The sequence below is a fragment of the Desulfitibacter alkalitolerans DSM 16504 genome (assembly GCF_000620305.1).
GTDB lineage: Bacteria > Bacillota > DSM-16504 > Desulfitibacterales > Desulfitibacteraceae > Desulfitibacter > Desulfitibacter alkalitolerans.
Map to the genome: position 1 here is coordinate 345,614 of NZ_KK211102.1, position 23,147 is coordinate 368,760.

The window sequence follows — 23,147 nt, forward strand, 5'->3', positions numbered from 1 at the left end:
TGTCATCGCTCCGATTCTTTTGCCTTTGCCTCCGGCATAAGGGGATAATCGCTCGTGTGGTCTTGGGTGTCGCAAATTCTTGCAATCACATCATTCAACTCCGCCTGCAAATTGAACTTATAGTGGTCAGCAACAAGCTCCAATGGGTTTTGAAATTTCAGCAGATAATCAATATCCCTTTCATAATACCCATGAATGTTTGTCATGTAATGCACCACCTGTTTCATGGCGGCGATTTCGGCAGCTTTATCAAATATGCTCTGTTTATCAAGCTTCAAAACAGATGATTTATAGTCCGAGAAATTTTTTTCGATACGGCGCATCAGCTTTTTTTGCTTCTCAATAATTCTATCCATCATTGTTTCTCCTTTCCGGCAACGTTACCGCCGCCTGAATATCCAGCACAGCCTTGCGGAGCCGGTTGGCTTCATACTGGAACACCGTCCGGTCAATGTGCCCTGTGGCGTTTGCTTTTGCAGCGATCTGGTTCATGTTGCTCCCGATAGCGTGAAGTTCCTTTATCATAACGTAGTAATCGGGAGGGGGAAGCTCTTTAGGCACATACCCGTTGATCAGGGTACGCAGATAGCTTTCCTGTGATAGACCTGCTTTTTTGGCGCTGGTGTGGAGCCGTGTATTTTCTTCTTTATTCAGCCAGACCTGAACACGGATACCTCGTTTTCTCATCGTTCCAGCTCCTTTCTTTTAATTCTTATCACCATTCCTTCTGTATTGAGTGTTGATCTGGAAAAGACACATAAAGACCACACAGATAACGCCGCCTATCAGTGCGCCCAACATAAATATTTCTATGGTTATCACCACACTTTCGATTGTATTTTTGTGGGGGTTTTAGGGGGTATCCCCTTAACAAGCGAATTTGGGAGACCAAATTCAGTGCTTGCTGCAACACAAGACAGCGGCCTTGTGTTGTCATAAAAGTTACGGTTGATTTCAGATATTACTGGCCGAAAAAGAAAGAGCAGGAGGTCATTGCTCCTGTCCGTGGTCTTTTGATTTTTGCTTTGAACATCCATTTCTTAGGTCTGCAAAGCGTTTCTTTGATTTCCACCTGATAGGTTTTCATAAAAGCAAAGCCTCCTTTCTTGATTTTGGGCAAAAGAAAAAGACACTGATTTTTTCAGTGTCTAAAAGCGACGCTCAAAAGAGCCTTCATAAAGGTACAAAAACACTCCGATTGGTTACAATATGGAGTTTACTTGTATTAATATATTCGATCACCGTTTATTCTCGTGTTTTCCATATTGCCATCGGATGATTACGGATGCGTTCTAAAACCTGTGCGTCCTCAAAAAGCAGCTCTGGATGATATTCACCGTTTTTAAATGCCCTTAAAAACTCTGCTTCGTTATCACCGAGTTCAGAAAACATTGACAGGTAGCCAATAACCCGTTGTTTCGCCGCTGTTAGGTCAAACCGCTCCTTTTTTCGGATTACAGGGTATAAATCTGTCCGGATCTTATACTCTGTCAACTCATCAATCTTTCCTAAATTAAAGGTTCCAGTAACAGCCTCGCCGCCGACAGCATAGTAGAATATGGCGCATTTTTTAAGCAGAGGGAGTTCTGTTTCATCAAACAATCCGAAATAGATCATGTTGTTAATATCATACAAATCACGGGCTGCCGCTCTTGTAAGCAGAGCAACAATCTTGCTTGCAAAGATCTCAATGGAAGCCAATGATTTCACCTTAAAAGAATCCAGTATGCCAAGAGTTTCAATTGACCTTTGCTCCAGGGGCAGAATATGGGAACGCAGGGAGTAATTGATTTCCACTTTGATATTATCTTTCGTGCCAGCAATATTTGCATAGGAAAACACATAAGAATCCAGGCTGTGGTAGGATTTTGATTTAGGGCTTAATTCATATCCGCTCATCACCATGTATTTGAGGACGCTATCCGAGATTTTTTGGCGTTCCTCAAACATTTCTTCCCGAGAATTATTATGTGTGTAATCAAGGTCGATGTCTACAGATAACCTCGGCAGGTTGAAAATAGTCATATTGATTGCCGTTCCGCCTTTTAGCGCAAGGCTCTCACGTAGCAGCGGGTCGCTGTTTATATATTTCAGTATTTCCGACAACCGGAATACTTTCTCTAATGTATCGCGGATAAACCCTAATTCCCGCGCCTGTTTTCCAAGCTTACGCTTATCATAATCAAACAAATTCATTGCCTCCTTCCGATATAAGGGCTAAAAGCTGCTCCGGCACAAACAGCCTCCACTTTTTGTTATATATGGATTTTTCTTTTTCCAATCCGTGGTACAGGTATCGAACACTTTTTGAGATCTCGGCTTCACAGGCTTTAAAAAACGTATCCGTTATTTTCAGGGAATCCTTGAAATGCTCCAGGATATATCCTGCTTTCTGAAACAGGATTTGTTTGCCGTAGCTTTTCAGATAGCAAAGCAGCTTTGTTTCATCTGCATATGGCATCATTTCAAGGCTTCGGAGCAGTTCTTCCAATCCACCGATTTTCTCAAAATCGTTGATGCTGTCTATGACGGTGCGTTCCAAATCGGTTACACGGGTGCCGTCCGGTTTTTTTACAATACCATCGTTGATACGGGACATTTGGTAACGATAGGTCAAACCGTTAAATTCAAATGTGTTAAACTTTGTATCAGAGGATACATACACATCATAAAACACCTGATTAGTGCATCCGTAATATTCTAAAGCAGTATGGTGAGATATATATGCGCTTTCCGTCAAATTGCTGGCTATCACATACCGATTGACAACTGGCTCGCCGTCCGCAAGATTTATAGCAACATACAGGTTTCTTTTCACGCTTTGAATATAGCCTTTTTTCAGGTAGTTCTGTATCAGATCGCTGGCACTGTTTCTGTTGCCGACCATCTCAGTAACATCATTCCATGTAAAACAACCTTTTTCCAATAGTTGTTCATAGTATTTCATATTTTTACCACCTCCGTTGTTTTAATTTTAGTATGATGTCGCTGAAAAATCAACCATACAGAGGGTAAAATAAAATATTTTTTTATTTTAATCTTGCTATCGCTTTTATTTCAGTGATAGCAAGGCACAAATAAAATGATTTTCTATTCGCGTTCCCGTCTCTGTCGCATCTTTGAGGTAATTTTCAAATAGTCGTTCACATCCTTTCCACGCTTTGGCGGCTCATCGGAAACGGTAAGTGAGGAGGAAAGAAGGGTCTTGATAGTCTTTGCTGCCAGCCGTCCAGCCGTGTCGTTGTCCAGATGTAAAGCGATTTCCTTTATTTGTGGGAAGTCTTTTAAGTATTGCATGAGTGCGGCAGGTGGGGTGCTTTCCTCAATAATCTTTTTCGGCATATAGATTCCCGCAAGGGACAGGCAATTTTCCTGCCGCCAGTCCTTACCGGAAAGCAGTTCCAACGTACCATGGGATAATAAATCAATAGCGCTTTCAAATAAGTGCAGTTTGCGGCATTCGTTCCTGGCTGGGATAGAGAAGGAGAAGTGCTTGTCACTTCCGTTCACTTCCCCCATAAACCGTTTGCCAAAAGTTCCACGGAGAGTAGCATATTTGGGAACGCCATGCCGGTCAAAACCGATAAAGACGGCGTTGTGATAATCACGGCTTTCATATAGCTGTTTGGTCCGGATACAGTAGTCTATAATCTCCCGGTGAATGCCGCGCCCCATGAGGTAGGTAATCACGTGGTCATTGTTTTCATTTTTCTCAGGCAGGAGCAGTTTTTTAGGCTCAACAGGTTTCTGCACCTTTGGCGAAACAGGCGGCATGACCGCTGACTGTCCGTCTATCTGAAGTACCGCTTCCGGGAGCGTCATGCCCCGTACCTTGATGAGATAGTCCAGGGCAGAACGCCCGCCGATGTTGCGCGACCACCAGCACCATTTCCCGTTGCTGATTTTCAGGCTGTCATGGGTACGTGTGGTATAGACGTTGCCGGAAAAGCGCACCAGCTCCTGCGGCTCATAATATTGCAGGTAAGTCAGCAGATCCATTCGCTTTGAGCGCTCAATCTGCTCCGGTGTTACATAAGGCATGTTTTTTCACCTCATCTTTCGTAGCCCACGGCTTTTTTTTCCGGTACATCTATGTCCTCATCCGGCTCGCCGTCGATCATCTCGTTTTCATGTTTATCCATGTTGAGCAAAATGTTCAGCTCTGCAAGCCGCGCAGATTTGGTTTGAAGCTCTTGCTCCTTCTCAAAGGGAATGTCGATTTGCTCTTTAGCCGTTTCCATCTGCTGGTGGAGCGTTTTTAACTGTTCTTGGCAATATTCCAGCTTCTTTGGTATTTCGGCAAGAGTGTTATTGAGTCTTGTGATATTGCCGTGGATGTCTGTACCCAAAGTGAACGTATGACTGAGAGCGCCCCGTAGGGTGATTTGATACTGCTTATTAAATCCATCAAAGGAAAACAGCATCGGAAATCCCATGTAGCTGCCCAGCTCCTGCGGCTCCGGCGTGGTCATCAGCTTGCAGGCTTCAAGGATGGCCGCGCCCGCCTGTGCCTTTTCGGGGTACGAAACTCCCTTGACCGTCATGCCCGCAAATTTGCTTTCCTCTGTGATGCCATCGATAGTTTTCAATGTGCTATGCTGCTCATACAGGGAAAGGTCTTTTTCATAACCCTCAATCCGTTCCTCGGTGGATTTGATCTGCTGTGGGTAGTGTTTGAGCAACCGGTCTTCCAAAGCGTAACGCTGGCTTAAATGATTCGCCTTCAAAAGCTTCAACTTAGACACCTGAATATCCAGATCCATCTTTTCTTTTATATAGGGATTGCCAGTAGCCAGCGCCTTCACCTCAGCATAGGAAAGCGCTGTTTCGTCAATGTCCTCGGCGCTTCTTACAGGGGATTTGCTGGTCATAATCTGACTGATAAACCGCTGCTTGTTCTCGAGTATCTGGTAAAGGTAAGCATCGAAGGTGTTTTCCGTCACATACCGGAAGATATGCACCTCGTCATTTTTGTTACCCTGCCGCACAATACGTCCGGAGCGCTGCTCCAAATCTCTTGGCCGCCACGGGCAATCCAGGTCATGAAGCGCAATCAATCGGTCCTGAACATTGGTTCCGGCCCCCATCTTAAAGGTGGAGCCTAACAGGGCACGTACCTGTCCCTTACGGACTTTGGCAAACAGCTCCTTTTTCTTGGTCTCCGTGTTGGCATCGTGAATAAAGGCAACCTCGTCGGCGGGGACTCCACGTGCGATGAGTTTTTGGCGCACATCCTCGTACACATTGAAATTTCCGTCACCTTTAGGTGTGGACAGGTCACAGAACACAAGTTGTGTCAATTTCTTATCGTTGTTTTCCTGCCAGAAGCGGAAGATATTGTCCACGCAGGCGTTTACCTTGCTTTCTTCGTGGTCGGGCAGCATGGGATTGGCCAGTCGCTGGTCAAGGGCCAGCTTGCGGCCATCGTTGGTGATTTTAAGCATATTGTCCTCATAGGGTTCTACCAGCTTGGCGCGTACCCGTTCGGCGCGCTCGGCAAGCTCGGACACCATGTCTTGCTGGAATACGCTGGGTTTCACAGCCACATTGTGGTAGTTAGCTTTCGGTACAGGAAGATTTAGCATATCCGCAGTTTTGATATCCGCGATTTCCTTGAACATATTCATGAGTTCCGGGAGGTTATAGAACCGTGCAAACCTTGTTTTGGCCCGGTAGCCAGTTCCCTCCGGCGCAAGCTCAATGGCCGTAACGGTTTCCCCGAATGTACTTGCCCAGCAATCAAAATGTTGGAGTCCGTTTTTACGCAGAGCTTCGTACTGCAGATACCGCTGCATGGTATACATCTCGGTGATACTGTTGGAAATAGGTGTTCCCGTGGCAAAGATGATACCGCGCCCCTCGGTCAATTCATCCAGGTAGCGGCATTTGGCAAACAGATCGGAGGACTTCTGCGCCTCGGTCTGGGACAGACCTGCCACGTTCCTCATTTTGGTGTAGAGGAACAAATTTTTATAAAAATCTGCCTCATCAACAAAGAGTCGGTCAACGCCCAATTCTTCAAACGTTACCACATCGTCTTTTCGGCTGGTATCGTTGAGCTTATCCAGCTTTAATTTCAGAGTCTTTTTGGTTTTTTCAAGCTGTTTGATGGCGTAACGCTCGCCTTTTTCCTCTTTCAGTTCCTGAATCCCGCTGGTAATCTCCGCAATCTGCTCCTGCAACTGCTGTTTTTGGCGCTCCGCAGAGATGGGGATTTTCTCAAATTGGCTGTGGCCTATAATCACCGCGTCATAGTCGCCAGTGGCGATTCTCGCACAAAACTTCTTGCGGTTTTTAGTTTCAAAGTCCTTTTTCGTCGCCACAAGGATGTTAGCAGACGGGTAGAGCTGCAAAAACTCTCCGGCCCATTGTTCGGTCAGGTGGTTCGGCACCACAAACATGCTCTTGTTGCAAAGCCCCAGATGCTTGCTTTCCATTGCTGCAGCCGTCATTTCGTAGGTCTTGCCCGCACCCACGCAGTGAGCCAGTAAGGTGTTGCCGCCATATAGGATGTGCGCCACCGCATCTACCTGATGTTTGCGCAGGGTGATTTCCGGATTCATTCCTGTAAACCGGATATGACTGCCGTCGTATTCGCGGGGACGGATGGAGTTGAAGCGGTCGTTGTAGAGCCTTGTCAGACGTTCCCGGCGTTTAGGGTCTTTCCATATCCAGCTTTGGAATGCCTCCTTGATGGCCTCCTGTTTTTGCTGGGCGATGGCGGTTTCCTTTTTGTTAAGCACACGCTTCTCAACACCGTCCTCATAGACGGTATCAAAGATCCGCACATCCCGCAGATTGAGGGTTTCTTCGACTATCTTGTAGGCATTAATACGGCTGGTGCCATAGGTCATAACGGCCTTAATGTTTCCGCTGCGGTCGTCGTTTTTGCCCTTGACGTTCCAATTGGCGGTATAGGTGGAATAAAAAACATCGATGTAGCGCCTGTACATATACGGAGTTTCCAGAAGTTCAAAGATGAAGTCCTTAACCACATCCGGTGGAAGCCAGGTCGCACCGAGGCGTACATCAATTTCAGAGGCGTTCAGGTCCTTTGGCTGCACTGCTTCCAGTGCCGTAACATTCACACCGTAGGTGTCAGGGTGCATTTCGGCAAATTGCCGGGCGGTTTTCAGCTTTTCCCGGACGTTGCCGGAGAGATAAGCATCCGCCGTTTCAAACATCGGCTTTCCTGTATTGTCTAGCTTTTCAGGATTAAGGAACACGACGCCTTCCAAGTCTTTTACAAGCTGTTCCTCAGAAAGCCCTGTCAGGCTCTGCATGAAGCCCATGTCCACACAGGCTTTTTCTGCGATGGAGATCGCCAGTGCTTCAGTGGCGGTATCCACATGGGTAACGTTCGTGCGTTGCCGGATAGTACGTTTGGTGAACATATCGGCCTTTCGCTCCAGCTCGCCGTTCTCGTCGAGAATCTCCAGAGAACAGAGCAGGCAGTAGGAGCTGTCGTCGGAAAAAGCCATGTTGTTGCCGCGGCTGTTCAAAAGTCCGTATTTTGCGACAAAAGTGTCATATAGACGGTTCAGCTTGCACTGCTGTTCCTGGATTATTTCGTCGCTGTAATCCTCGGTCTGGTATTCAATGAGTTCGCGGACTGAGTCCCGGATAGCAATCATGCCCTTGATCCGGCCCTCCGCTGTGACAGAGGTTTCCACGCGGTTCATCCGGCTGTTTTCGCGGTAGTAGATTGCGCCATCCATAACGGTATAACTGAAATTACGGATATTCGGATCTGCCGGGATAGAGGTGCCCACATCCTCGGTTACATCCTCCAGTTCATACTCGGTAATTTCCGCATGGATGTCTTCCAGCGCCTCGCGCAAGAGCTCTGCGAGGTCAGCACCTTCATAGGGCATACAGGTGGTTTCACTTTTGTTGCCGTACATCCGGTCGTCGTAGGCCAATATGCCCAGCACCATTTCGGGATTGTCGGCAAAATAGCGATTTACGGGGATGCCGTCCTTGGTGGTGGAGAGATGCACCCAATCTGGTTCAATGTCGATTACCCTGTCACGCTTTTGCAGGAACAGAATGTCGGTGGTGACTTCCGTTCCGGCGTTGGCAAAGAACGTATCGTTGGGAAGCCGGACGGCCCCTAGAAGCTCGGCCCGCTGTGCGATGTACTTGCGGACTTCGGGGTTTTGTTTATCCATCGTGCCCTTGGAGGTGATAAAGGCAACAATGCCTCCGGGGCGCACCTTATCCAGCGTTTTGGCGAAAAAGTAGTCGTGGATGTAAAACTTGTACTTGTCGTACTTTTTATCCGCCACACCGTAGCTGCCGAAGGGCACATTGCCGATAGCCAGGTCGAAAAAGCTATCGGGCAGGTTGGTTTCCTCAAAGCCCTGCACTGCGATGCTGGCGTTTTGATATAGCTGTTTGGCAATCCGGCCTGTGATGCCGTCCAGTTCCACACCATACAGCTTGGAGTTTTTCATGCTCTCCGGCACAAGGCCGAAAAAGTTGCCGATGCCGCAGGCGGGTTCCAGAATATTGCCGGTCTGGAAGCCCATGTTGGCAAGGCAGGCATACATGGCCTTGATGACGGTGGGGGAAGTATAATGGGCATTTAAGGTGGAGGCCCTCGCGGATGTATATTCCTCATCAGTGAGCAGCTCCTTAAGCATGGAGTATTCCTTCGCCCACTGGCTATTCTGTTCATCAAATACCTGCGGCAGGCCGCCCCATCCCACATACCGGGAAAGGATTTCCTGTTCCTCTGGAGTGGCAAAGCGGTTTTGTTCTTCCAGTTGGTTCAAGAGCCGTATGGCGGCGACATTCCAGCCGTATTTGGTCTTTGCGCCTCCATGCCCTAATTCATCGTCGGTGATACGGAAATTGACGCGGGGCTGCTTAGGGGCTGCTGGCTGGAGGTCAATGATGACTTTAGATACTTCGCCATCCTGTGTTTTTCGCCATACGGGTTCTTTGGCCTGTTCCAAAACGCCGCGCACAAACTCGATGCTTTCGCTGCGGAAAATGGGAAAGCCCGTGTTGCGCTGGAAGGTGATGTCCCGCAGACTGACCGTACCGGCTTCCTCGTCGATGCTATCGATGGCATAGCGCCGGTCCTCAATGGAAAGCTCCACGCCCACGGCAATTTTTTCTTCGGCTGGTTTCTTTTCCGCTTCCCCGGCTTGACCGTCCGGAAACTCCAAGTCAAATTCCATATAGGTTTTTTCGCTCTCGCTGCCGCTGTCGCTGGTGACGGTATTGCCCTCGTGGGTGATGGTCACATCGCCGGTTGCCCTCACCCATTCCGGTGCATCGGGGTCGTCGGCATGAAAAGTAACGATGTCCCTTTTTTCCGTCAGGTAATCCTGGTAGGTTCGTTGGAACACATCCTCGGCAAGCCATTCCTTAAACTGCGGCAGGGTGGTATAGGCTTCATAAAAAGCCGGATGCTCCTCCCGCATGGAAAGGACAATGCGGTCGATGGCGCTGCCCAGTTCCCATTCGGCACTGTCGGGGTCGGTATCCCTGTCCCGAAGGTAAGGGTAGATCTCGTCGGTTCGTATCCTGTTGACGATTTGAGGCAGGTACGCCTGGTATAGCGCACGGGGGGATGGTGTTCCCTTTTTTTCTTCGGCTTGTTGCTCTGGTACTTTCCCGGCTGCAATAAGATGGTCATTCAAGGGATTCTCCCGCAGCATCCGGTCAAAGTCATCCCGCGCCAGTTCCTTGCTGAACAGCGGAAAACTGATGTCGCGGAGCAGCACCTTGCCACTGTCAAAGGATAAAATCTCGTATTCGTCCGTGTCGAGATACACCGTGTCGCCAAGTGAGAAGGCATATTTCGCATTCTTTCGTGACGGCGGCTTTGGTTCGGAGGGAGCCGGTTCCCGGTTCAGGATTTCGCGGGCATAGGTTTGCTCGGCAAGCTGTTGGCGGCGTTCCTCCATCTGCTGTTCATAAACGGGCAGATATTCCTTTTCCTTGCTGTTTAAGTAGCGATCGGTGGTAATCAATTCGCCAATGCGTTTTTGCAACTTTGCCCAGGGCAATACAATTTTTGCGTCCGGCCCCATGATTTTTCCGCTGGTGAGGGTGATGCCCTTGCCGTCGTGCCATTCATGAATATCGGTGCCTGTCAGGGCAGGTGCTCGCCCGCCGATACCGTATTCCTTTTTCAAGAAGTCAATATTTTCTTTCGCAGAGGCGTTTTGCTGAAAGTGCAGATAAATCCGGAACTTTCCGTCCTGCACACCGCTTCCCTGCCGCAAAACCGTATCAATGGCTTCCTGAGGAATAGAAAAAGCGGAGGATTTTTCTTCCTCCGTCTGTTCGATCAAGGTAATTTGCTGCTGCACTGACGGCAATGCCGGCGGTTCATCAAGGAATTCACCCAGCAGAATCATACTGCCGAAGTGACCGGCAATGACGCCCCAATCATAGTAACTCTGTGATGTTCTTGCGGCGTAGCTGCCCTCCCAAAGATGGAGAACATTTTGGTAGGTCTTGTACCCGACGCGATGATCTCCGTTGACTATCAGTTCTGTATAGTCATTATTAAAAATGTTTTTGATGTATTCGGTACGCTCGTTGCTATCCTCGTGAACGGCATAAAAGTCTACGATTTCTTGCTTGGTTGCCTTCAAGTGCGGGGTAGAGCGCAGGAGTTCATTGATAAGCGGCGTAGAATGAAAAAACGGAAGACTTTTGTCCTCCGTTTCTCTGTCGTACCATGTTAATTGTAAATCATCTCCGCCAGCACCGACTCCTCCGCTGAGTGCCGTAGGTTGTTCATGTGTCCTGTCCAGACCATCGGGTCGGTCGCCTTGTCCGGGGCGGGACTGCTCTGTAAGAGCTTCGCTGTGATCTGTTCGATGCGCTCCTTCGCTGTCCGGTCGATTTCCGATAGGTGGCTGTTCAGTTTGCCCGATAGCATCAGGCTTGCGTACATCCCTTTCCGGTAGTTTTTCAGATATGTTTTGCGCAACATCCCATATTTGCCGATGTGCGTTTCTTCCTTCGGCAGCATCAGGTCGGGTATCAGATAATCGCCCTTCTGCGTGTAGGTCAGTTCCATATTTACCATCCCTTTCAGAATTACTGTTTTGCTTTACGTTTTCATTGTGATGTACATCCTGATTTTTTGCAAAGGTACGGTTTTGTTTTTTCTCCGCTTTTTGCAGTTCCTTGACCGTTGCCCCGATTTCCTTTAAAACCATTTCGGAAATATCACTTGTGGCCGCACCCAAGCGCGAAATGGTATCCAGCGTATTGAAATTCACAATGCCTTGAAAATCCTCAAAGCTCAGGTATTTATCGGCAGGATAGCCGCAGCGGACTAATGCTATGTAAGCCACGGAAATCTTGAGAATTTCCTTGAAGATTACTTCCACATTCAGGTCGTCCAGCTCTTCCAAAAAGCTATTTTCCCTAAAGTACATCAGATCAGAGAGATAGTCGGGGAAATTATCATCCACGGCATTGCGGGCGGCAGAGATTAAGGCGGTCACAATATCTTTTTTTTCTTCAAGCTCACCAAAGGTGCTTTCCAACGTTTCCTTCACGGACTCCGCATATCTATCCTGCATCGCCCAAAGCGCAACGGGGCGGTTATAGCGGCTGTTGGTGTCCGACACATCGAACACATGTCGCAAAGTTAAACGGCTTCCGCTGTCGTCGATGAGGGCGATGCCCTTCGCGCCTCGGTTTACCCATCTGCCAAACTTCTGATTCCATAGCTCAATGGGAGCACAGGCAGTCGCATCGGGACGCTGCGCATAAATCAAAAGCTGATCCTGAAACGGATATTTGTAATTCCATGCTGCCGTTTTCAGAAAGGAAGTCCAGTTGACAGGATTTCTTGTGGCGCTTTGAGCCGTCCTTTCCGAAAGCTCTGTAATCAGTTGCAGCTTCGTTGCCAACGTTTATCCCTCCTTATCGTTCCGGCTCGTACCTTTTCTTTTGGGGCTGCTGTACTGGTTTTTCGGGTGTATCCTTTTCCTGCTGGAGACTTTTTAAATAATGGACTTCATCCAACGCCCGGTTACATAAATCCTCAAGTGCGGTCAGGCGGTCATTCATGTAATGCCCCCAGAAATATTCCTTTTCACCCTTTCTGCATTTCCACGTCACAAAGTTTGCGGGTGCTTCATCACGCAGACCGATTACAAATTCCGCATTTCCCACGGTCAGTCGGTCGGTGATGACATAACCTGCATTGATTTCCTTTTCCATGTTCAAACCTCCTAACGTTCCTGCTCATATTTTTTCTGCTTTACCTGCCTTTCGGTCTGTATCTGCTTGAGCCGTTCCTTTGCCCAATCGGGCATATGTTCTGGCTTGATGGTGCCCAAAATATCCTCCCGGTTCCAGCGCGATTCCTTTCCGGAGTATAGGTTGACGGTGTAGACAGTGCGGCCCCGGGAATTGGCATGAGAGCCAAAGCCGCCTGTGGCCAGCACGAGCTGTTTGTCGGCAGTACGGTATTCAGGACGCAGGCGCTCCGGACGGATGACCGCCACCTTGTTTTCAATACTCTCTCCGTAATCATTCGGGATACAATGCTCCAGCACGAAAGGCTGCAGGGGAACGGTGATTTTGTCCCGTTCCGCTTTGATCGCTTCAAGCTGTGCCTGTACGCGGTCGGTAAATTCTGTCATCATTTCCACGTAGTCCGCACTTGCTGAGGCATTAAAATAGTGATCGATGCCCAACGGGTTATCCCAGGTGCAATTGCATACCATGTACGGATAATCGGTTTTGGTATCATCCAGTGTAAAAAGGATTTCTTTATCTCCAACATGAATGGCGTGTTTTACCTCGTAGGTATCCACCATGCGTTTTTCTTCATCCATCGATATTTCCACTCCAATCTATGAGGAAGACGAAAAGGGACGGTGCCGTCCCTTTTGCCATCCTGCCGTTATTTCTTTTTCCGCTTAATGTGCAAATACACCGCACCACCGACAATTACAAGACAGAGCACGATGGCCAGTATCGCTTTCAGTTCCACAAAATCACCTCCTTCAACTTAATCAGCAAATGAGTTCATATATAAAAAGAGCCCCGGCATACGTGAAGAAACCAATGCTCAAAAATACGGCCAACGGGACGCTTTTTTGTTTTGTCGCCTTTGCATAAATACAGGCGGGAAGCAAAGCAATAAAGAGAATGACCGCAAGAGAGAACAGACCAAAGCAAAAGCCCATTGCCGCCGTGAGCTTAATGTCGCCGCCTCCAACACCTCCAAACTTGGCGGCAAGGAAAAACAGGCACAATCCCGGCAGCAGAAATCCGACAATCCGCTCAAGTAAGGCTGGATATGGCAGCAGAAAAGCGGATGCAGCTCCAATCAAGAAAATAGCTATCCATGTCCAATCCGGAATAATCCGCTTTCTATAATCCATTACTGCTGCCCAAAGTATGGGAATGGCGCATAACAGCGTGGCCATTATCAATTCCCCGTGGTGACATCATCATCGTACATGCTGTCCACCACATAAATTTTTAGCTCTCCTCCGGTAACCCACTTGGATAAGGTCCCTCCCGGGGTGTGCACGTCGGTAACCAAAAGCTGCACGATATAATCCATGTTGTCGGGGAACCAGGTTGGAACATATTGCTTTTTGTACCGGAACGGTGAGCTGGGATTCTCCCGGAAAGTAAAATGATTCGTACTGTTGGACATCAACGGTACGGATGTTTCATAGCGGTACTGCGGCAGATAGACTTCCGCCGTCTGGGCGGCGGTAATCAGCTCCGGCCTGTCGTAATTGGTGTTTATGGTAGCAGTAATGCTGATGGTAAAGCCGTAGCCAGATTTGAGATAGCCCTTTGCCTTAGTGTCGTAGTCCAGTGCGGCAGTGACTTTCAGTTCGGCATAAAACTGCCGCCATACAAATTGGCCGTTTTCATAGCGTTGCTCCCACCACGTCACTTTTGGCTGGTCGCTTCTTTGCGGCGGTGCGGGGACGGTCCTGCTTTCTTCCGGCTCATCATAGGCTACATTTTTGATGACGGCATTTTGGGTATAGGTGTTGTTGGCGGCAGTGGTTTCATTGTCTAATACTTTATCGGGGTTGATGGTGGCGATCAGAGTGATGTTTTTATCAGCTTGGACATTGGGGGTATTCCATTTGAGCGATACGACGTTCCAGGTGTCTTGCTCCATGACCACGGCATCAACACGCTTTTTGATCGAAAGCTCCGGGATTTCAAACAGGACGGAAACCTTTTGCCCCGGCGTAAAGTCCAGGCTTCCTTTGTTGGATACCTTGATGGTACTGATGACCGTCTGGTTTTCCTTGTATTGGTCGGGCGTTATCCGCTGTACATCCAGGTCATAGGGACGTTCTACCACCATGATTTCCGCTGCCGCTTGGTTGTTGCTGGTGTTGCTATCCCTGTAATCTGTAGGCGGTGATACCTGTGCCGCCAAATGAATGGTTGTGCCTTTTTCTCCCGCCGTGCTTTTGACGACGTAAGCTTTGGTTTCATAGGCTTTGAAATTTGCAGTGGATGGCACTGTCAAAACCGCCTTGCTGTCAATGGAAGCGTTTAAACTCACTCCCGACAGCGCTTTGTCCGTGGAATTGGCAAAATACACGGTAAAGCTGTATTCCTCCTGCTCGTAAACCATGGGCGGGCAGGATAGGTTAGCCCATATGTCGCACAGCTTTTCCGAAGGTACATCCGGATTGTCTGGGTTATCGGGATTGTCCGGGTTATCAGGTGGGTTGTCGGGATTATTAGAATTGTCCGGATTGTCCGGTGGGTTGTTAGGATTATCAGGCGGATTGTCGGGATTGCCGGAAGGCTTTTTCACTACCGTGATTTTTGAAACGGCGGTGTTGTTGGCTGGATTATCGTCACGGAAGCCGTTCGGCGTTGTAATATTGGCCCACAGGTTATATATCTCGCCCGCGTTTCCCGCCGTGCCTGTAATGGTGAAGGATTTTGTCTCCCTGGGATTGAAACTGTAAGCTTTCGGAATTTGTGCCAAAGCGGTATCGTTGTTTGTCCCCCGCAACAGCACATTTTTCAGTTCCGTACCGGATTGGTTGGTAAAGCTCACGGTATAGCTGTAGTTCTCATATTCATATACGGTGGACGGCGCAAGAATGCTTGCCGACAAGTCGCAAAGCTTCGGTGAGTCAGGCGGCTGATCCGGGGGATTATTCGGGATATCCGGCTGGTCGGGATTATTGCCAGGGTCAGGCGTTTTTTCAGGTTCCGGTGCAGGTTCCTCAATGATTTTGATGATTGCCGTGGCTGTGTTGTTGGCGAGATTGCCGTCGATAAAGCCCTCCGGTACACCGATGTTCGCCAACAGGTTTATCACATCAGCAGAAGTGTCGGCCTTGCGTTTGATGGTGTAGGTTTTGCTCTCATTGGGTGAGAAGTCCTGCACGGCAGGAATCTCTTTGATCAGGTCATCGTCCACCGTGCCTTTGAGTGGTACATCATAAGCCAGACTATTTCCGCTGTTCATAAAAACTACGGTGAAGGAATAGCTGTCCCCCCGGTAAACCGTGGCAGGGGCGCGGATGGCAACCGACAGGTCGTTTCCGTCACAAGCCTTGAACTTGAAATAGAAGTCTGCGGTGGGAATTTTGTAATTAATTTTTTGCGTAATAGAGGTCTGTGTACTACTTTCTCCGTCGGTATATTCGGCGCTCTCCGGTGTGTAGTCCCATTCAAGACCGCAATAGATAAAATTGCGGGACAGGAGGATGTCGTCCTTGGAAAAGGTGACGGAGGTGGTCTGATATGGGAAAAGAAGCTCCGGCACTCCCTTGTCCTGGGCTGAGAGCTTTCCATAAACCTCTTGCTTGCTTTCATCACACCAGGTTGCATCAATGTTTATTTTTACCGGAGCCTGATAGGTGGTTTCCGTGTTTCGCATGGTTTCAAAGGCAATGAGGGCTTTCTCCGTCCAGCTATAGCAGGTAGTCAATGGTTCAAAATCCATGTTCGTATCATAGGTTCCATAGAGCTTGCCGGAAGAAAAACCGTAAATTTCCACGACCAGACTACCCTTTAGCGTGTAAGTACCTCCGTCATATTTATCAATCCAACCGGCAATCCGTTCCTGCTCGTGGTCGGCAACGGTATTGGCGTTCACAAGATCGATACGCTGTGGCTCTTGAAAGGATTTCAGCAGTGTTTCGCCCTCATAGATTTCCTTTACGTTCATGCCTATGGTGCGGTAGCGGGTGTCATAAATGGCTTTGACTTGAAATACCACATTGGCCGTGACGGTGAGGACGGCTCCCTGATCCGTTTTGGCGGTGATGGTATAAGGACCGCAAGCCTCCTTGCTTTCGACGGTCAGAATATATTCCGGCGTTATCTCCCGGCTATGGCCGCCATACTCCAATTGAACCCTTGTGAGCGTACCGGTTTTTGCTGTGACGCTCACGGGAATTTGTGCCGGGAATTGCTCCACGGCAACCACGCCGCTTTCGCTTTGCAGGCTGTCTATGGGAGAAGTGACATTGATTTCAATGTCGCTGTTCGATGCGGCAAACGCCTTGACGGAAAAGAGCAGACAGCATATAAATACAAGCGGCATGGCTAAAATATACTTTCGTTTCATTCGGAACCTCCTTTCTCGATTCTGTTGTTGACGCTGGAGATGGTAAAGGGAAGCCGAACCTTGCCGGTCAGGAAGCCGAAAATGCTGCGGGTTTTCAGTGTCCCTTTCAGCGTCAGCCAGGGTGGGTCATCGGTGGCCTCCAGGCTTTCAATTTCAAGCTCATAAACCCATTGCCCATTGGCATATTTGTCCATTTCCGGGTTCAGTCCCATGCTTTCATGCAAATATTCGTACAGCGTTTCCTCGGCAAGGGCGCTGTCCATCCGTGAATAGCCGTCTCTTCGGTATTCGTCGAGCATGGCGTATTCTACAGAGTCGTTTACCCCGCGCTGGAGCACGTATTCAACTTGCTGGTAAAGACTTTCCATGCGGAAGTATTCGATCAGGATAGCGGCAAGGGTGAGAATAAAAAAGACGAGGATGAGGATAAACACAAAAGCGTCGCCCTTCTGGTTGTTCATAATGCGTTTAAAATTGCCCACAGATTTTCCCTCCTTTCCGGCATTTTCATTCTGATAGCTTCCAGTATTTTTCCGACATACCGGTGATGCTTACTTTCATGGGGATATTGATCTGAACAGGCGGCGTAAAGGACGGTTTGAATAGGGTAAAGGCATAGCTGTCTGTCATCGTCACAGTAAAGGTATCCCGCAGTTGGATTTTTTGGATTCCGTCGCAATACTCCACATTCTCGATGGTCATTTCCGGCGAAAGGCCGGTCTGCTCCTTCAGCCGGTAAAAGACGTCGTAGGCGTTGTTCGATACCTGTCCCTCCAGCTCAACCACCCGGACAACACGGCGGCACATATGGTTCAAGTTCAAATAGGCGGTAAAGATACTTAGAAAGGACATCACTGTGGCCATGAGCGTAATCACCACCAGCGTCTTGATAATCAGCTCGTAATAGGCGCTGCCCTTTCTACCCAAAAGCAGCTTTTTAAAAGGCTGAGGGGGAGAATTTCTCCCCCGTATGCCCCGGTGCTTCCTGTTCATCTGCTTGCACCTCCCCTGTGAGTAAATATACCCGGCAATGCTGCCATCAGCTTAATAAGCCGGTGATCTTGGTGACGATGCTGTTCCAGATGGTGGTGATGGAGCCTTGATACAATGTCATGAACATTGCGCCTACTACCACGACAATCAAGACGACGATAAGCCAGCCGGTCATCTGGTCGCCGGATTTGTTTGCCAATACGTTCATGGTTTTTAGTCCTGCCATGCGAATTCTGTTTTTTAAAGTTGCCATCATAATAAATACCTCCATATCGTTTTTTTATCTTGGTTTCATGGGAAAGGGGAGCGATGCTCCCCCCGGTGTTTTTGCCTTTCGGTTTTAAATACTGTTAACTCAAAAGGCCGGTAATTTTAGTGACGATATTGTTCCAGATAGTGGTGATTGAATCCTGATACAGCGTCATAAATACTGCACCCACAACTACCACGATCAGGACAACAATGAGCCAGCCGGTCATTTGGTCGCCGGACTCGCTTTTTAGAAGTCCTCTGGCACTTGAAAGAGTGTTGGCGATTCTTTTCTTCATGGTATTTTCCCTCCTTTCTCCGGTGATTTGGATTGCGGTTGTTTTGTTTTCCATGGGTCATACCTCCTGAAAATGTATTTTGAAAAAGGGTTGCCCCGTTTTCACATTAAAAAAGGCTCCCCATTGACCTGATTAGGTGGGAGCCGATAACGTAGAGCAAGGTGGCCAGGGTTACAGCCACCAATGGGATGGACGCTATTTTGATTTTGCCGGGCAGCTTATTCAGCTTTTTCTTTAAGGCTTCCTTAGCTTTGACGTCCATATCTCGGGCAAGATAGGCTAGCGCTTCGCCCTGATGCTCGCCTCGGTACAGTCCGATAAGGGCATTGACCAAAAAGGACACGTCCGTAAGGCCGATGCGTTCATTGAAATTCCGAAGGGCTGTTTCAATATTCTTGACCTTCATCTCCATGACCAAAACCGAAACATCGTAGCGGAACACATCGCTTGCAACCATTAGGTAATCCTCGAATATCTGGATCAAATCGACCTGCACGACTGTTTTTTGGCTGCCTTCCCGGATATCGTCCAGCTTATACAGGATGGAACGGACAAAGCTTGGAAGTTCCGCTTCGATAAGTGCCTTTTTCGTTTTTAGTTTATCTTTAAAGTCCGTCGTAAAATGGAAATAGACCACAATGGAAAAAATGAGAATGACGGGCACAATGCTTTTTGCCCCGACTGCCAAAAGCGGAACCAGGAGCAGAAGGGTGAAGGAAGCGCAGATAAGTGCCCTGGCTCGATATTCCCTGGGTGTGAGGTCAATCCCTCCGCGTCTTAGCGTGGACGCCAGCTTCGCTTCCCTTGCTGGATCAAGCCTGATCCATCGGGATACCGGCTTGACAAGGGGCATGACAAAGCGGTTTAACAGCCTTTGGCCCGGTTTCTCCTTTTCGGTTTGCAGATTTTTGATATTTTTCTTCATGCTCAGCTTCGGAATTTTAAGCAGTTGTCTGCAAATTAAAAATCCTGCCGCAGTCAGCAGGACAAAGACAATGATCTGATAAAACAACTTGGAACCTCCTATCTGTTAACGGGTTTGGTAATCTTCATCACATAAAATGCCGTCGCAAGTGCGGTCAGCAGCATAATAACAATCAGTAGCTTGCCGATGGTGGTTTGGGTCAGGATGGAAAACCATTCTGCGTTGGAAAAGCGCATCATAGGGATGACACTGAACATTAATCCCACCGTCATCAGGTAATCCCGCCAGACTCGGACCATCATGCCATCGCTTTCGATCTGCATGGACTTTGCGTCGTTCATGGCTTTGATGATGGGAAACAAAGCAAATTTCAACCGCCGGTCGTGATAGCAGAGGATGAGCATTTTTGCCCACTCGGCAAAATATCGGTTTTTGATCTTTGCCGCCAGACGGTACAATCCGTGTTCTACATTCGGGTTGATGAGCTTGATTTCCGATACAAATTCGTCAAAGGCCGTCGGACTTCTCAGGTGAGCCGGGATGTACCGGTTTTTTTCTTCCACATAAGTTTCCACGGCTTTGATGATGTCGTCACACCCTGCATAGGCATTGGTGATGATAGACACGGTGTTTTCCAGCCCCTCGATTTCCTCCCGCGCGGCTGTGGCGCTTTTTACGGTCAGGTAGAAGAAGGGGACAGGGGTCAGGCATACCGACATTACTGCCGCCAGCTCGACACTGTTAAACAGCATAAGCCCGGCCAAAAATCCGCCTGCTACTGACGCGCCTGTCATAACTAAATATTTCTTTTGAGTACATCCGGTTTGCCTGAACAGGGTTTGAAACCGGATGGCAATCCGCTCGGTGATTTTCAGCTTTGCCCCCGCCAGGTATAGACGTCGTTTTTTCAGCGGGTTCTGCTCTGTTGTAAAGGGGCTCAGTCCCAACAGGAGGAAAAGCGACACGCTGATGAGAGCAAATACCAGGATAAGGGATATTTGAATGCTCATTTCTAACCTCCTTCCGGGCTGTACCCGCTGCCCGCAAAACGGCGGATTTCTGTCAGCTCAACGCCATTGACCAGCAAGCGTTCGGCAAGAGCGTAAGAAATGTTTTCCATACGCCGGTGGTTTCCTATGACCTTTGTAATCCTTCCGGTTTCGTCCTTTTCATAGTGGTCTACCACGAATTTAAAAAGGGTGCTGCCGGTGACCTCACCGTCCTTTACTCCCGTGGCTTCAAAGATTTCCATGTATTTGCGGGATTTGTCGGGGAGCTGCATTTTGAAAAGCATAATGGGAAAGGCTTCCACGATGTTTTTCAAGAGCCTTTCCTCCGACAGGGAGGTCCCAGCTTCCAGGCACATGGTCAGGATTCTGTCATAAGCGGATCTGGCGCTGTTGGCGTGCAGCGTGCTGACGATGGTGTGTCCCGTCCGTCCGGCCTCCTGCACCGTTAAGGCTTCTTTTCCTCTCATTTCGGCGGGAACAAGAACGGTGGGATGAAGCCGCAGGGAGAGCTTCAACAAATCCAGCATGGTAATGGGGTTGGGTTCTTCCTTTGTGAGAAGATGAATTACGTCGTTTACCATCACATCGTTATCATCAAACTGCGCCAGGGTCAATTCACGGGTATCTTCAATTGTAATTATCCTTTTGTCCTTTGAGATGCAACTCAAAATATATCCCATGTCAGAGGTTTTCCCGCTGCCGGTGGCTCCGGCAATGGCCACCGATATGCCGTTATTGACGCAGAGCGTAAGCAGGTCTAATTCCTCCGGCGTGGCTGTTTCCCAGCCGATGAGGTTTTCCCTTGTGATGTAGGACGGCTTTTGCTTTCTGACCGAAGCGATGGCTCCGGCATCGGGATCGACACAGGGCTCAATGGCTCCCGACATGCGGATGCCCCGTGCGATAAAGCTGTCTCCGATGGGCTTGCTGCCGTCCAATATAACATTCCCGAACCGGCTCATTTTTTTGGCGATGTTGGCGCAAGCCTCCGGGCTGCCGAAGGTGTTTGACAGCCGCACCTTTTTGTCCTTGTACAGCACCCAGATGCCGTTATAGCCGTTAACGTTGACTTCCTCCACGTCACTGTCCTGGAGGTAGGGGGATAAAAGCCCCAAGCCGGCCATATCATCGTAGATCATATCCACCAACTCGGAAATGTTCTGAATGCCCTTTGCCACCATATGCTCACTGTTCAGGTAGCGCATGATCAGATCCTTGAGCTTGCCCTCGGCTTCTTCCGAATACAGCACCTGTGCCAGTTCTGCGGAATGGTTCTTGGCAATGATCCGCTGCAGCTTATCCAGAATTTCACCGTAGTCCTGGGCTTCCAAATTGCTTTCTCTGCTGTCGGAGCGTCGCTTGTTGGCCCGGTAAATCAGGTCGTTGACGGAAAACCTGTTGTTCACGATGCTTCACCTCCGCAGATTCCCTTTGCTATTTGCTCCAGTACCTTGCCGTAGCGCTTGCATGTTCTGTCTTGAAAGAAATAGATAGGCGTCCCGACGTTTTCCAGTTCACCTGCCCGTTTTATATAGGGCAGCTCATAGGCAAAAGGAAGTTCCGTCATGCTTCGATAGGTCTTGTCATCAAACTCGCCGTTAGGAAGCTGTAGGATATGGGTCTGCTTGTCGGCAATATGCAGCTCCCGTACAAAATCCGAAACGCCTTCATGCCACATTTGCGCCGCCATGGACGGCTTATGCAGGGTATATATCCTTTCGGCCAGCCACAGTCCCACGCCGGATACCGGATTGGTCACCTCTGCGGCTCCATCCACGATGAGAATATCAAAAACCAGGGATGCGGCATTCATCATCCGTTCCGCTTCCCGGAGGGTAACGGCATCGCAGAGAAGCCCGGTATAGTGGGTGGGTGCGGACAGGAAAAACAAATTTTTTATTTCCCCGTATTCCGTAAATTTTTCTCCGATGTTGGGATTATCCTCATTCAAAGCCTGAAACAGTCCCTTTTGGGGGGGAATGCTCTGACCGAAAAAGATTTGAAGATCTCCGCAGGTCAAATTGGAGGATACAAGGCCCACCAGACGGTCACGGGTGGAAAGGGCGCAGGCCAGATTCACTGCAAAGGTGGTTTTCCCGCTATTGCTGCCTCCCCAAACGGCAATGATTTTACCGCTCATGGCTTGCACCCCTTTTCTCAAAGATTAGATGCAGTTTCCCCGTATATTCGGCTTCGATGAGCTTTGTGGCCTGGGCTTCGGTGGCAACTAGGGTTACGGCTTTAGGTACGGGGTCACCGGAGGATGACTGGCCTTCCGCTTGTTGCTCCCGGACTTGAGCAGTGCTTTGTGTACGGGCATTTTCCACACTGTAAACCTCCAGTCCTTTCAGTTCAGGATACAGGATTACCTGTGGAGAGGCGCTTTGACCGTCGGATGCCTTAGTTATAAACACGGCCACCGTCACGAAATCACCACTTTGCAGATGGGAGGAAAGCCCTGCGGCGATGCTTGGTACGCTGATGGTGATAAGTCGCTGATTGTTTTTGGCTATATGGTCCAGCTTTTCATCGGCAAGATATTCGCCGAGCTTTTTTTGGGAAAAATAGTCCCCTTTGAAAATGTCGGCTTGTGCGATTTTACCAACAATTTGGGACTTGTCATTGATTACGTCCTCCGACAGGCCTAGTTTTCCAACTTCTGCCTGGACAAGGTGTTTATCCTCTATCCTGGTGCCTACAGGGATATCCTCTACTGCCCGCAGTACCATTACGGTTGCGTCCTTATTCTCGTAAAACCTTGGCAGAAGCACAAAGGAAACGGCTGCTGCCACAATGATGCAGAGGGTACTTAGAAATATCCGGTTTTTCAATATCTTCAAACTCTTTTTGCCTCCTTCCGTTGTGATGAATTAAAAAAGCTCCCTGTGTTTTCACAGAAAGCGTCATTACGGGCCGAAAAAAAAGGCGGGTGGTTTTTCTGCTTTTCGTCCTTTCTCCTTACAGCAGGCTCATTACTTTCCTCCCATACTGCTTTGCGGGTGATGTGGATTCGCCGAATCAAGGTACGGAAGGTTTTGGGTTTCTTTTGTGTTGTCTGTTTCATAAAGGGCTCCTTCCATATAGAATTTCATGGTATTACCAGC

The 23,147-nt window shown here is 48.7% G+C and carries 22 protein-coding genes; all 22 read right to left on the reverse strand.

All coding sequences use genetic code 11. From position 1 onward, the window contains the following. Positions 1–2 precede the first annotated feature (2 nt). Positions 3–359, reverse strand: a complete 357-nt coding sequence (locus K364_RS24505; protein WP_207640876.1) for a hypothetical protein — start codon at positions 357–359, stop codon at positions 3–5. Next, entirely contained in the window at positions 349–687 is a 339-nt protein-coding gene (locus K364_RS0116000; RefSeq protein ID WP_028308849.1) for a plasmid mobilization protein, read from the reverse strand. The genes K364_RS24505 and K364_RS0116000 overlap by 11 nt, the downstream gene beginning before the upstream one ends. A 274-nt stretch (positions 688–961) precedes the next feature. Then, the gene (locus K364_RS27645) at positions 962–1,087 is read right to left on the reverse strand and encodes a hypothetical protein (protein ID WP_277995602.1); all 126 of its coding nucleotides are present in this window, start codon (positions 1,085–1,087) and stop codon (positions 962–964) included. A gap of 158 nt (positions 1,088–1,245) precedes the next feature. Then, positions 1,246–2,196 carry a nucleotidyl transferase AbiEii/AbiGii toxin family protein gene (locus K364_RS0116010; protein WP_035269742.1) on the reverse strand — a complete coding sequence of 317 codons (951 nt, stop codon included), beginning with the start codon at positions 2,194–2,196 and terminating at the stop codon, positions 1,246–1,248. Next, a complete protein-coding gene (locus K364_RS0116015; protein ID WP_028308851.1) occupies positions 2,183–2,947 on the reverse strand; it encodes a type IV toxin-antitoxin system AbiEi family antitoxin domain-containing protein in 765 nt (254 codons plus the stop codon). The genes K364_RS0116010 and K364_RS0116015 overlap by 14 nt, the downstream gene beginning before the upstream one ends. A 143-nt stretch (positions 2,948–3,090) precedes the next feature. After that, complete coding sequence (locus K364_RS0116020; protein WP_028308852.1) at positions 3,091–4,041, reverse strand: DUF3991 and TOPRIM domain-containing protein; 951 nt, start codon at positions 4,039–4,041, stop codon at positions 3,091–3,093. Positions 4,042–4,052: 11 nt separating this feature from the next. After that, positions 4,053–11,891, reverse strand: coding sequence for a DEAD/DEAH box helicase family protein (locus K364_RS27720; RefSeq protein WP_028308853.1), 7,839 nt, complete (start codon positions 11,889–11,891; stop codon positions 4,053–4,055). A 13-nt stretch (positions 11,892–11,904) separates the two neighbouring features. Further along, positions 11,905–12,204 carry a hypothetical protein gene (locus tag K364_RS0116030; protein WP_028308854.1) on the reverse strand — a complete coding sequence of 100 codons (300 nt, stop codon included), beginning with the start codon at positions 12,202–12,204 and terminating at the stop codon, positions 11,905–11,907. Between the two features lie 11 nt (positions 12,205–12,215). Next, positions 12,216–12,824: a hypothetical protein gene (locus tag K364_RS0116035; RefSeq protein ID WP_028308855.1), complete on the reverse strand. Its 609-nt coding sequence runs from the start codon at positions 12,822–12,824 to the stop codon at positions 12,216–12,218. Between the two features lie 68 nt (positions 12,825–12,892). Continuing rightward, positions 12,893–12,982: an LPXTG cell wall anchor domain-containing protein gene (locus tag K364_RS26765; protein ID WP_156946500.1), complete on the reverse strand. Its 90-nt coding sequence runs from the start codon at positions 12,980–12,982 to the stop codon at positions 12,893–12,895. Between the two features lie 22 nt (positions 12,983–13,004). After that, complete coding sequence (locus K364_RS0116045) at positions 13,005–13,421, reverse strand: prepilin peptidase (protein WP_035269747.1); 417 nt, start codon at positions 13,419–13,421, stop codon at positions 13,005–13,007. Between the two features lie 2 nt (positions 13,422–13,423). Further along, on the reverse strand, positions 13,424–16,567 hold the full coding sequence (locus K364_RS0116050) for a DUF8195 domain-containing protein (RefSeq protein ID WP_028308857.1): 3,144 nt from the start codon (positions 16,565–16,567) through the stop codon (positions 13,424–13,426). Then, on the reverse strand, positions 16,564–17,049 hold the full coding sequence (locus tag K364_RS0116055; protein ID WP_028308858.1) for a TadE/TadG family type IV pilus assembly protein: 486 nt from the start codon (positions 17,047–17,049) through the stop codon (positions 16,564–16,566). The genes K364_RS0116050 and K364_RS0116055 overlap by 4 nt, the downstream gene beginning before the upstream one ends. Positions 17,050–17,074: 25 nt before the next feature. Beyond that, positions 17,075–17,560 carry a DUF4320 family protein gene (locus K364_RS0116060; RefSeq protein WP_028308859.1) on the reverse strand — a complete coding sequence of 162 codons (486 nt, stop codon included), beginning with the start codon at positions 17,558–17,560 and terminating at the stop codon, positions 17,075–17,077. A 46-nt stretch (positions 17,561–17,606) separates the two neighbouring features. After that, positions 17,607–17,816 carry a hypothetical protein gene (locus K364_RS0116065; protein WP_028308860.1) on the reverse strand — a complete coding sequence of 70 codons (210 nt, stop codon included), beginning with the start codon at positions 17,814–17,816 and terminating at the stop codon, positions 17,607–17,609. 94 nt (positions 17,817–17,910) lie between these two features. Then, a complete protein-coding gene (locus tag K364_RS0116070; protein WP_242841724.1) occupies positions 17,911–18,162 on the reverse strand; it encodes a hypothetical protein in 252 nt (83 codons plus the stop codon). A gap of 52 nt (positions 18,163–18,214) precedes the next feature. Then, a complete protein-coding gene (locus tag K364_RS27365; protein ID WP_242841725.1) occupies positions 18,215–19,120 on the reverse strand; it encodes a hypothetical protein in 906 nt (301 codons plus the stop codon). An 11-nt stretch (positions 19,121–19,131) separates the two neighbouring features. Then, positions 19,132–20,043, reverse strand: a complete 912-nt coding sequence (locus K364_RS0116080; protein ID WP_028308863.1) for a hypothetical protein — start codon at positions 20,041–20,043, stop codon at positions 19,132–19,134. Between the two features lie 2 nt (positions 20,044–20,045). After that, positions 20,046–21,449 (reverse strand): ATPase, T2SS/T4P/T4SS family, encoded by a 1,404-nt coding sequence (locus tag K364_RS0116085; protein WP_028308864.1) that lies wholly within the window; start codon positions 21,447–21,449, stop codon positions 20,046–20,048. Beyond that, positions 21,446–22,183 (reverse strand): CpaE/TadZ family protein, encoded by a 738-nt coding sequence (locus K364_RS0116090; protein ID WP_028308865.1) that lies wholly within the window; start codon positions 22,181–22,183, stop codon positions 21,446–21,448. The genes K364_RS0116085 and K364_RS0116090 overlap by 4 nt, the downstream gene beginning before the upstream one ends. Continuing rightward, positions 22,173–22,883, reverse strand: a complete 711-nt coding sequence (cpaB, locus tag K364_RS0116095; protein WP_028308866.1) for a Flp pilus assembly protein CpaB — start codon at positions 22,881–22,883, stop codon at positions 22,173–22,175. The genes K364_RS0116090 and cpaB overlap by 11 nt, the downstream gene beginning before the upstream one ends. After that, on the reverse strand, positions 22,880–23,107 hold the full coding sequence (locus tag K364_RS24515) for a hypothetical protein (protein WP_035269749.1): 228 nt from the start codon (positions 23,105–23,107) through the stop codon (positions 22,880–22,882). The genes cpaB and K364_RS24515 overlap by 4 nt, the downstream gene beginning before the upstream one ends. Between the last annotated feature and the right edge of the window lie 40 nt (positions 23,108–23,147).

What these genes read in the sequence shown, in the direction of transcription:
- K364_RS0116010 (WP_035269742.1), bottom strand. Translation starts at nt 2,196, where the DNA reads ATGAATTTGTTTGATTATGATAAGCGTAAGCTTGGAAAACAGGCGCGG.
- K364_RS0116050 (WP_028308857.1), bottom strand. Translation starts at nt 16,567, where the DNA reads ATGAAACGAAAGTATATTTTAGCCATGCCGCTTGTATTTATATGCTGT.
- K364_RS0116090 (WP_028308865.1), bottom strand. Translation starts at nt 22,183, where the DNA reads ATGAGCGGTAAAATCATTGCCGTTTGGGGAGGCAGCAATAGCGGGAAA.
- K364_RS0116035 (WP_028308855.1), bottom strand. Translation starts at nt 12,824, where the DNA reads ATGGATGAAGAAAAACGCATGGTGGATACCTACGAGGTAAAACACGCC.
- K364_RS0116070 (WP_242841724.1), bottom strand. Translation starts at nt 18,162, where the DNA reads ATGGAAAACAAAACAACCGCAATCCAAATCACCGGAGAAAGGAGGGAA.
- K364_RS0116030 (WP_028308854.1), bottom strand. Translation starts at nt 12,204, where the DNA reads ATGGAAAAGGAAATCAATGCAGGTTATGTCATCACCGACCGACTGACC.
- K364_RS0116045 (WP_035269747.1), bottom strand. Translation starts at nt 13,421, where the DNA reads ATGGCCACGCTGTTATGCGCCATTCCCATACTTTGGGCAGCAGTAATG.
- K364_RS27645 (WP_277995602.1), bottom strand. Translation starts at nt 1,087, where the DNA reads ATGAAAACCTATCAGGTGGAAATCAAAGAAACGCTTTGCAGACCTAAG.
- K364_RS0116080 (WP_028308863.1), bottom strand. Translation starts at nt 20,043, where the DNA reads ATGAGCATTCAAATATCCCTTATCCTGGTATTTGCTCTCATCAGCGTG.
- K364_RS0116060 (WP_028308859.1), bottom strand. Translation starts at nt 17,560, where the DNA reads ATGAACAGGAAGCACCGGGGCATACGGGGGAGAAATTCTCCCCCTCAG.
- K364_RS0116065 (WP_028308860.1), bottom strand. Translation starts at nt 17,816, where the DNA reads ATGATGGCAACTTTAAAAAACAGAATTCGCATGGCAGGACTAAAAACC.
- K364_RS0116015 (WP_028308851.1), bottom strand. Translation starts at nt 2,947, where the DNA reads ATGAAATACTATGAACAACTATTGGAAAAAGGTTGTTTTACATGGAAT.
- K364_RS24515 (WP_035269749.1), bottom strand. Translation starts at nt 23,107, where the DNA reads ATGAAACAGACAACACAAAAGAAACCCAAAACCTTCCGTACCTTGATT.
- K364_RS24505 (WP_207640876.1), bottom strand. Translation starts at nt 359, where the DNA reads ATGATGGATAGAATTATTGAGAAGCAAAAAAAGCTGATGCGCCGTATC.
- K364_RS0116020 (WP_028308852.1), bottom strand. Translation starts at nt 4,041, where the DNA reads ATGCCTTATGTAACACCGGAGCAGATTGAGCGCTCAAAGCGAATGGAT.
- K364_RS0116000 (WP_028308849.1), bottom strand. Translation starts at nt 687, where the DNA reads ATGAGAAAACGAGGTATCCGTGTTCAGGTCTGGCTGAATAAAGAAGAA.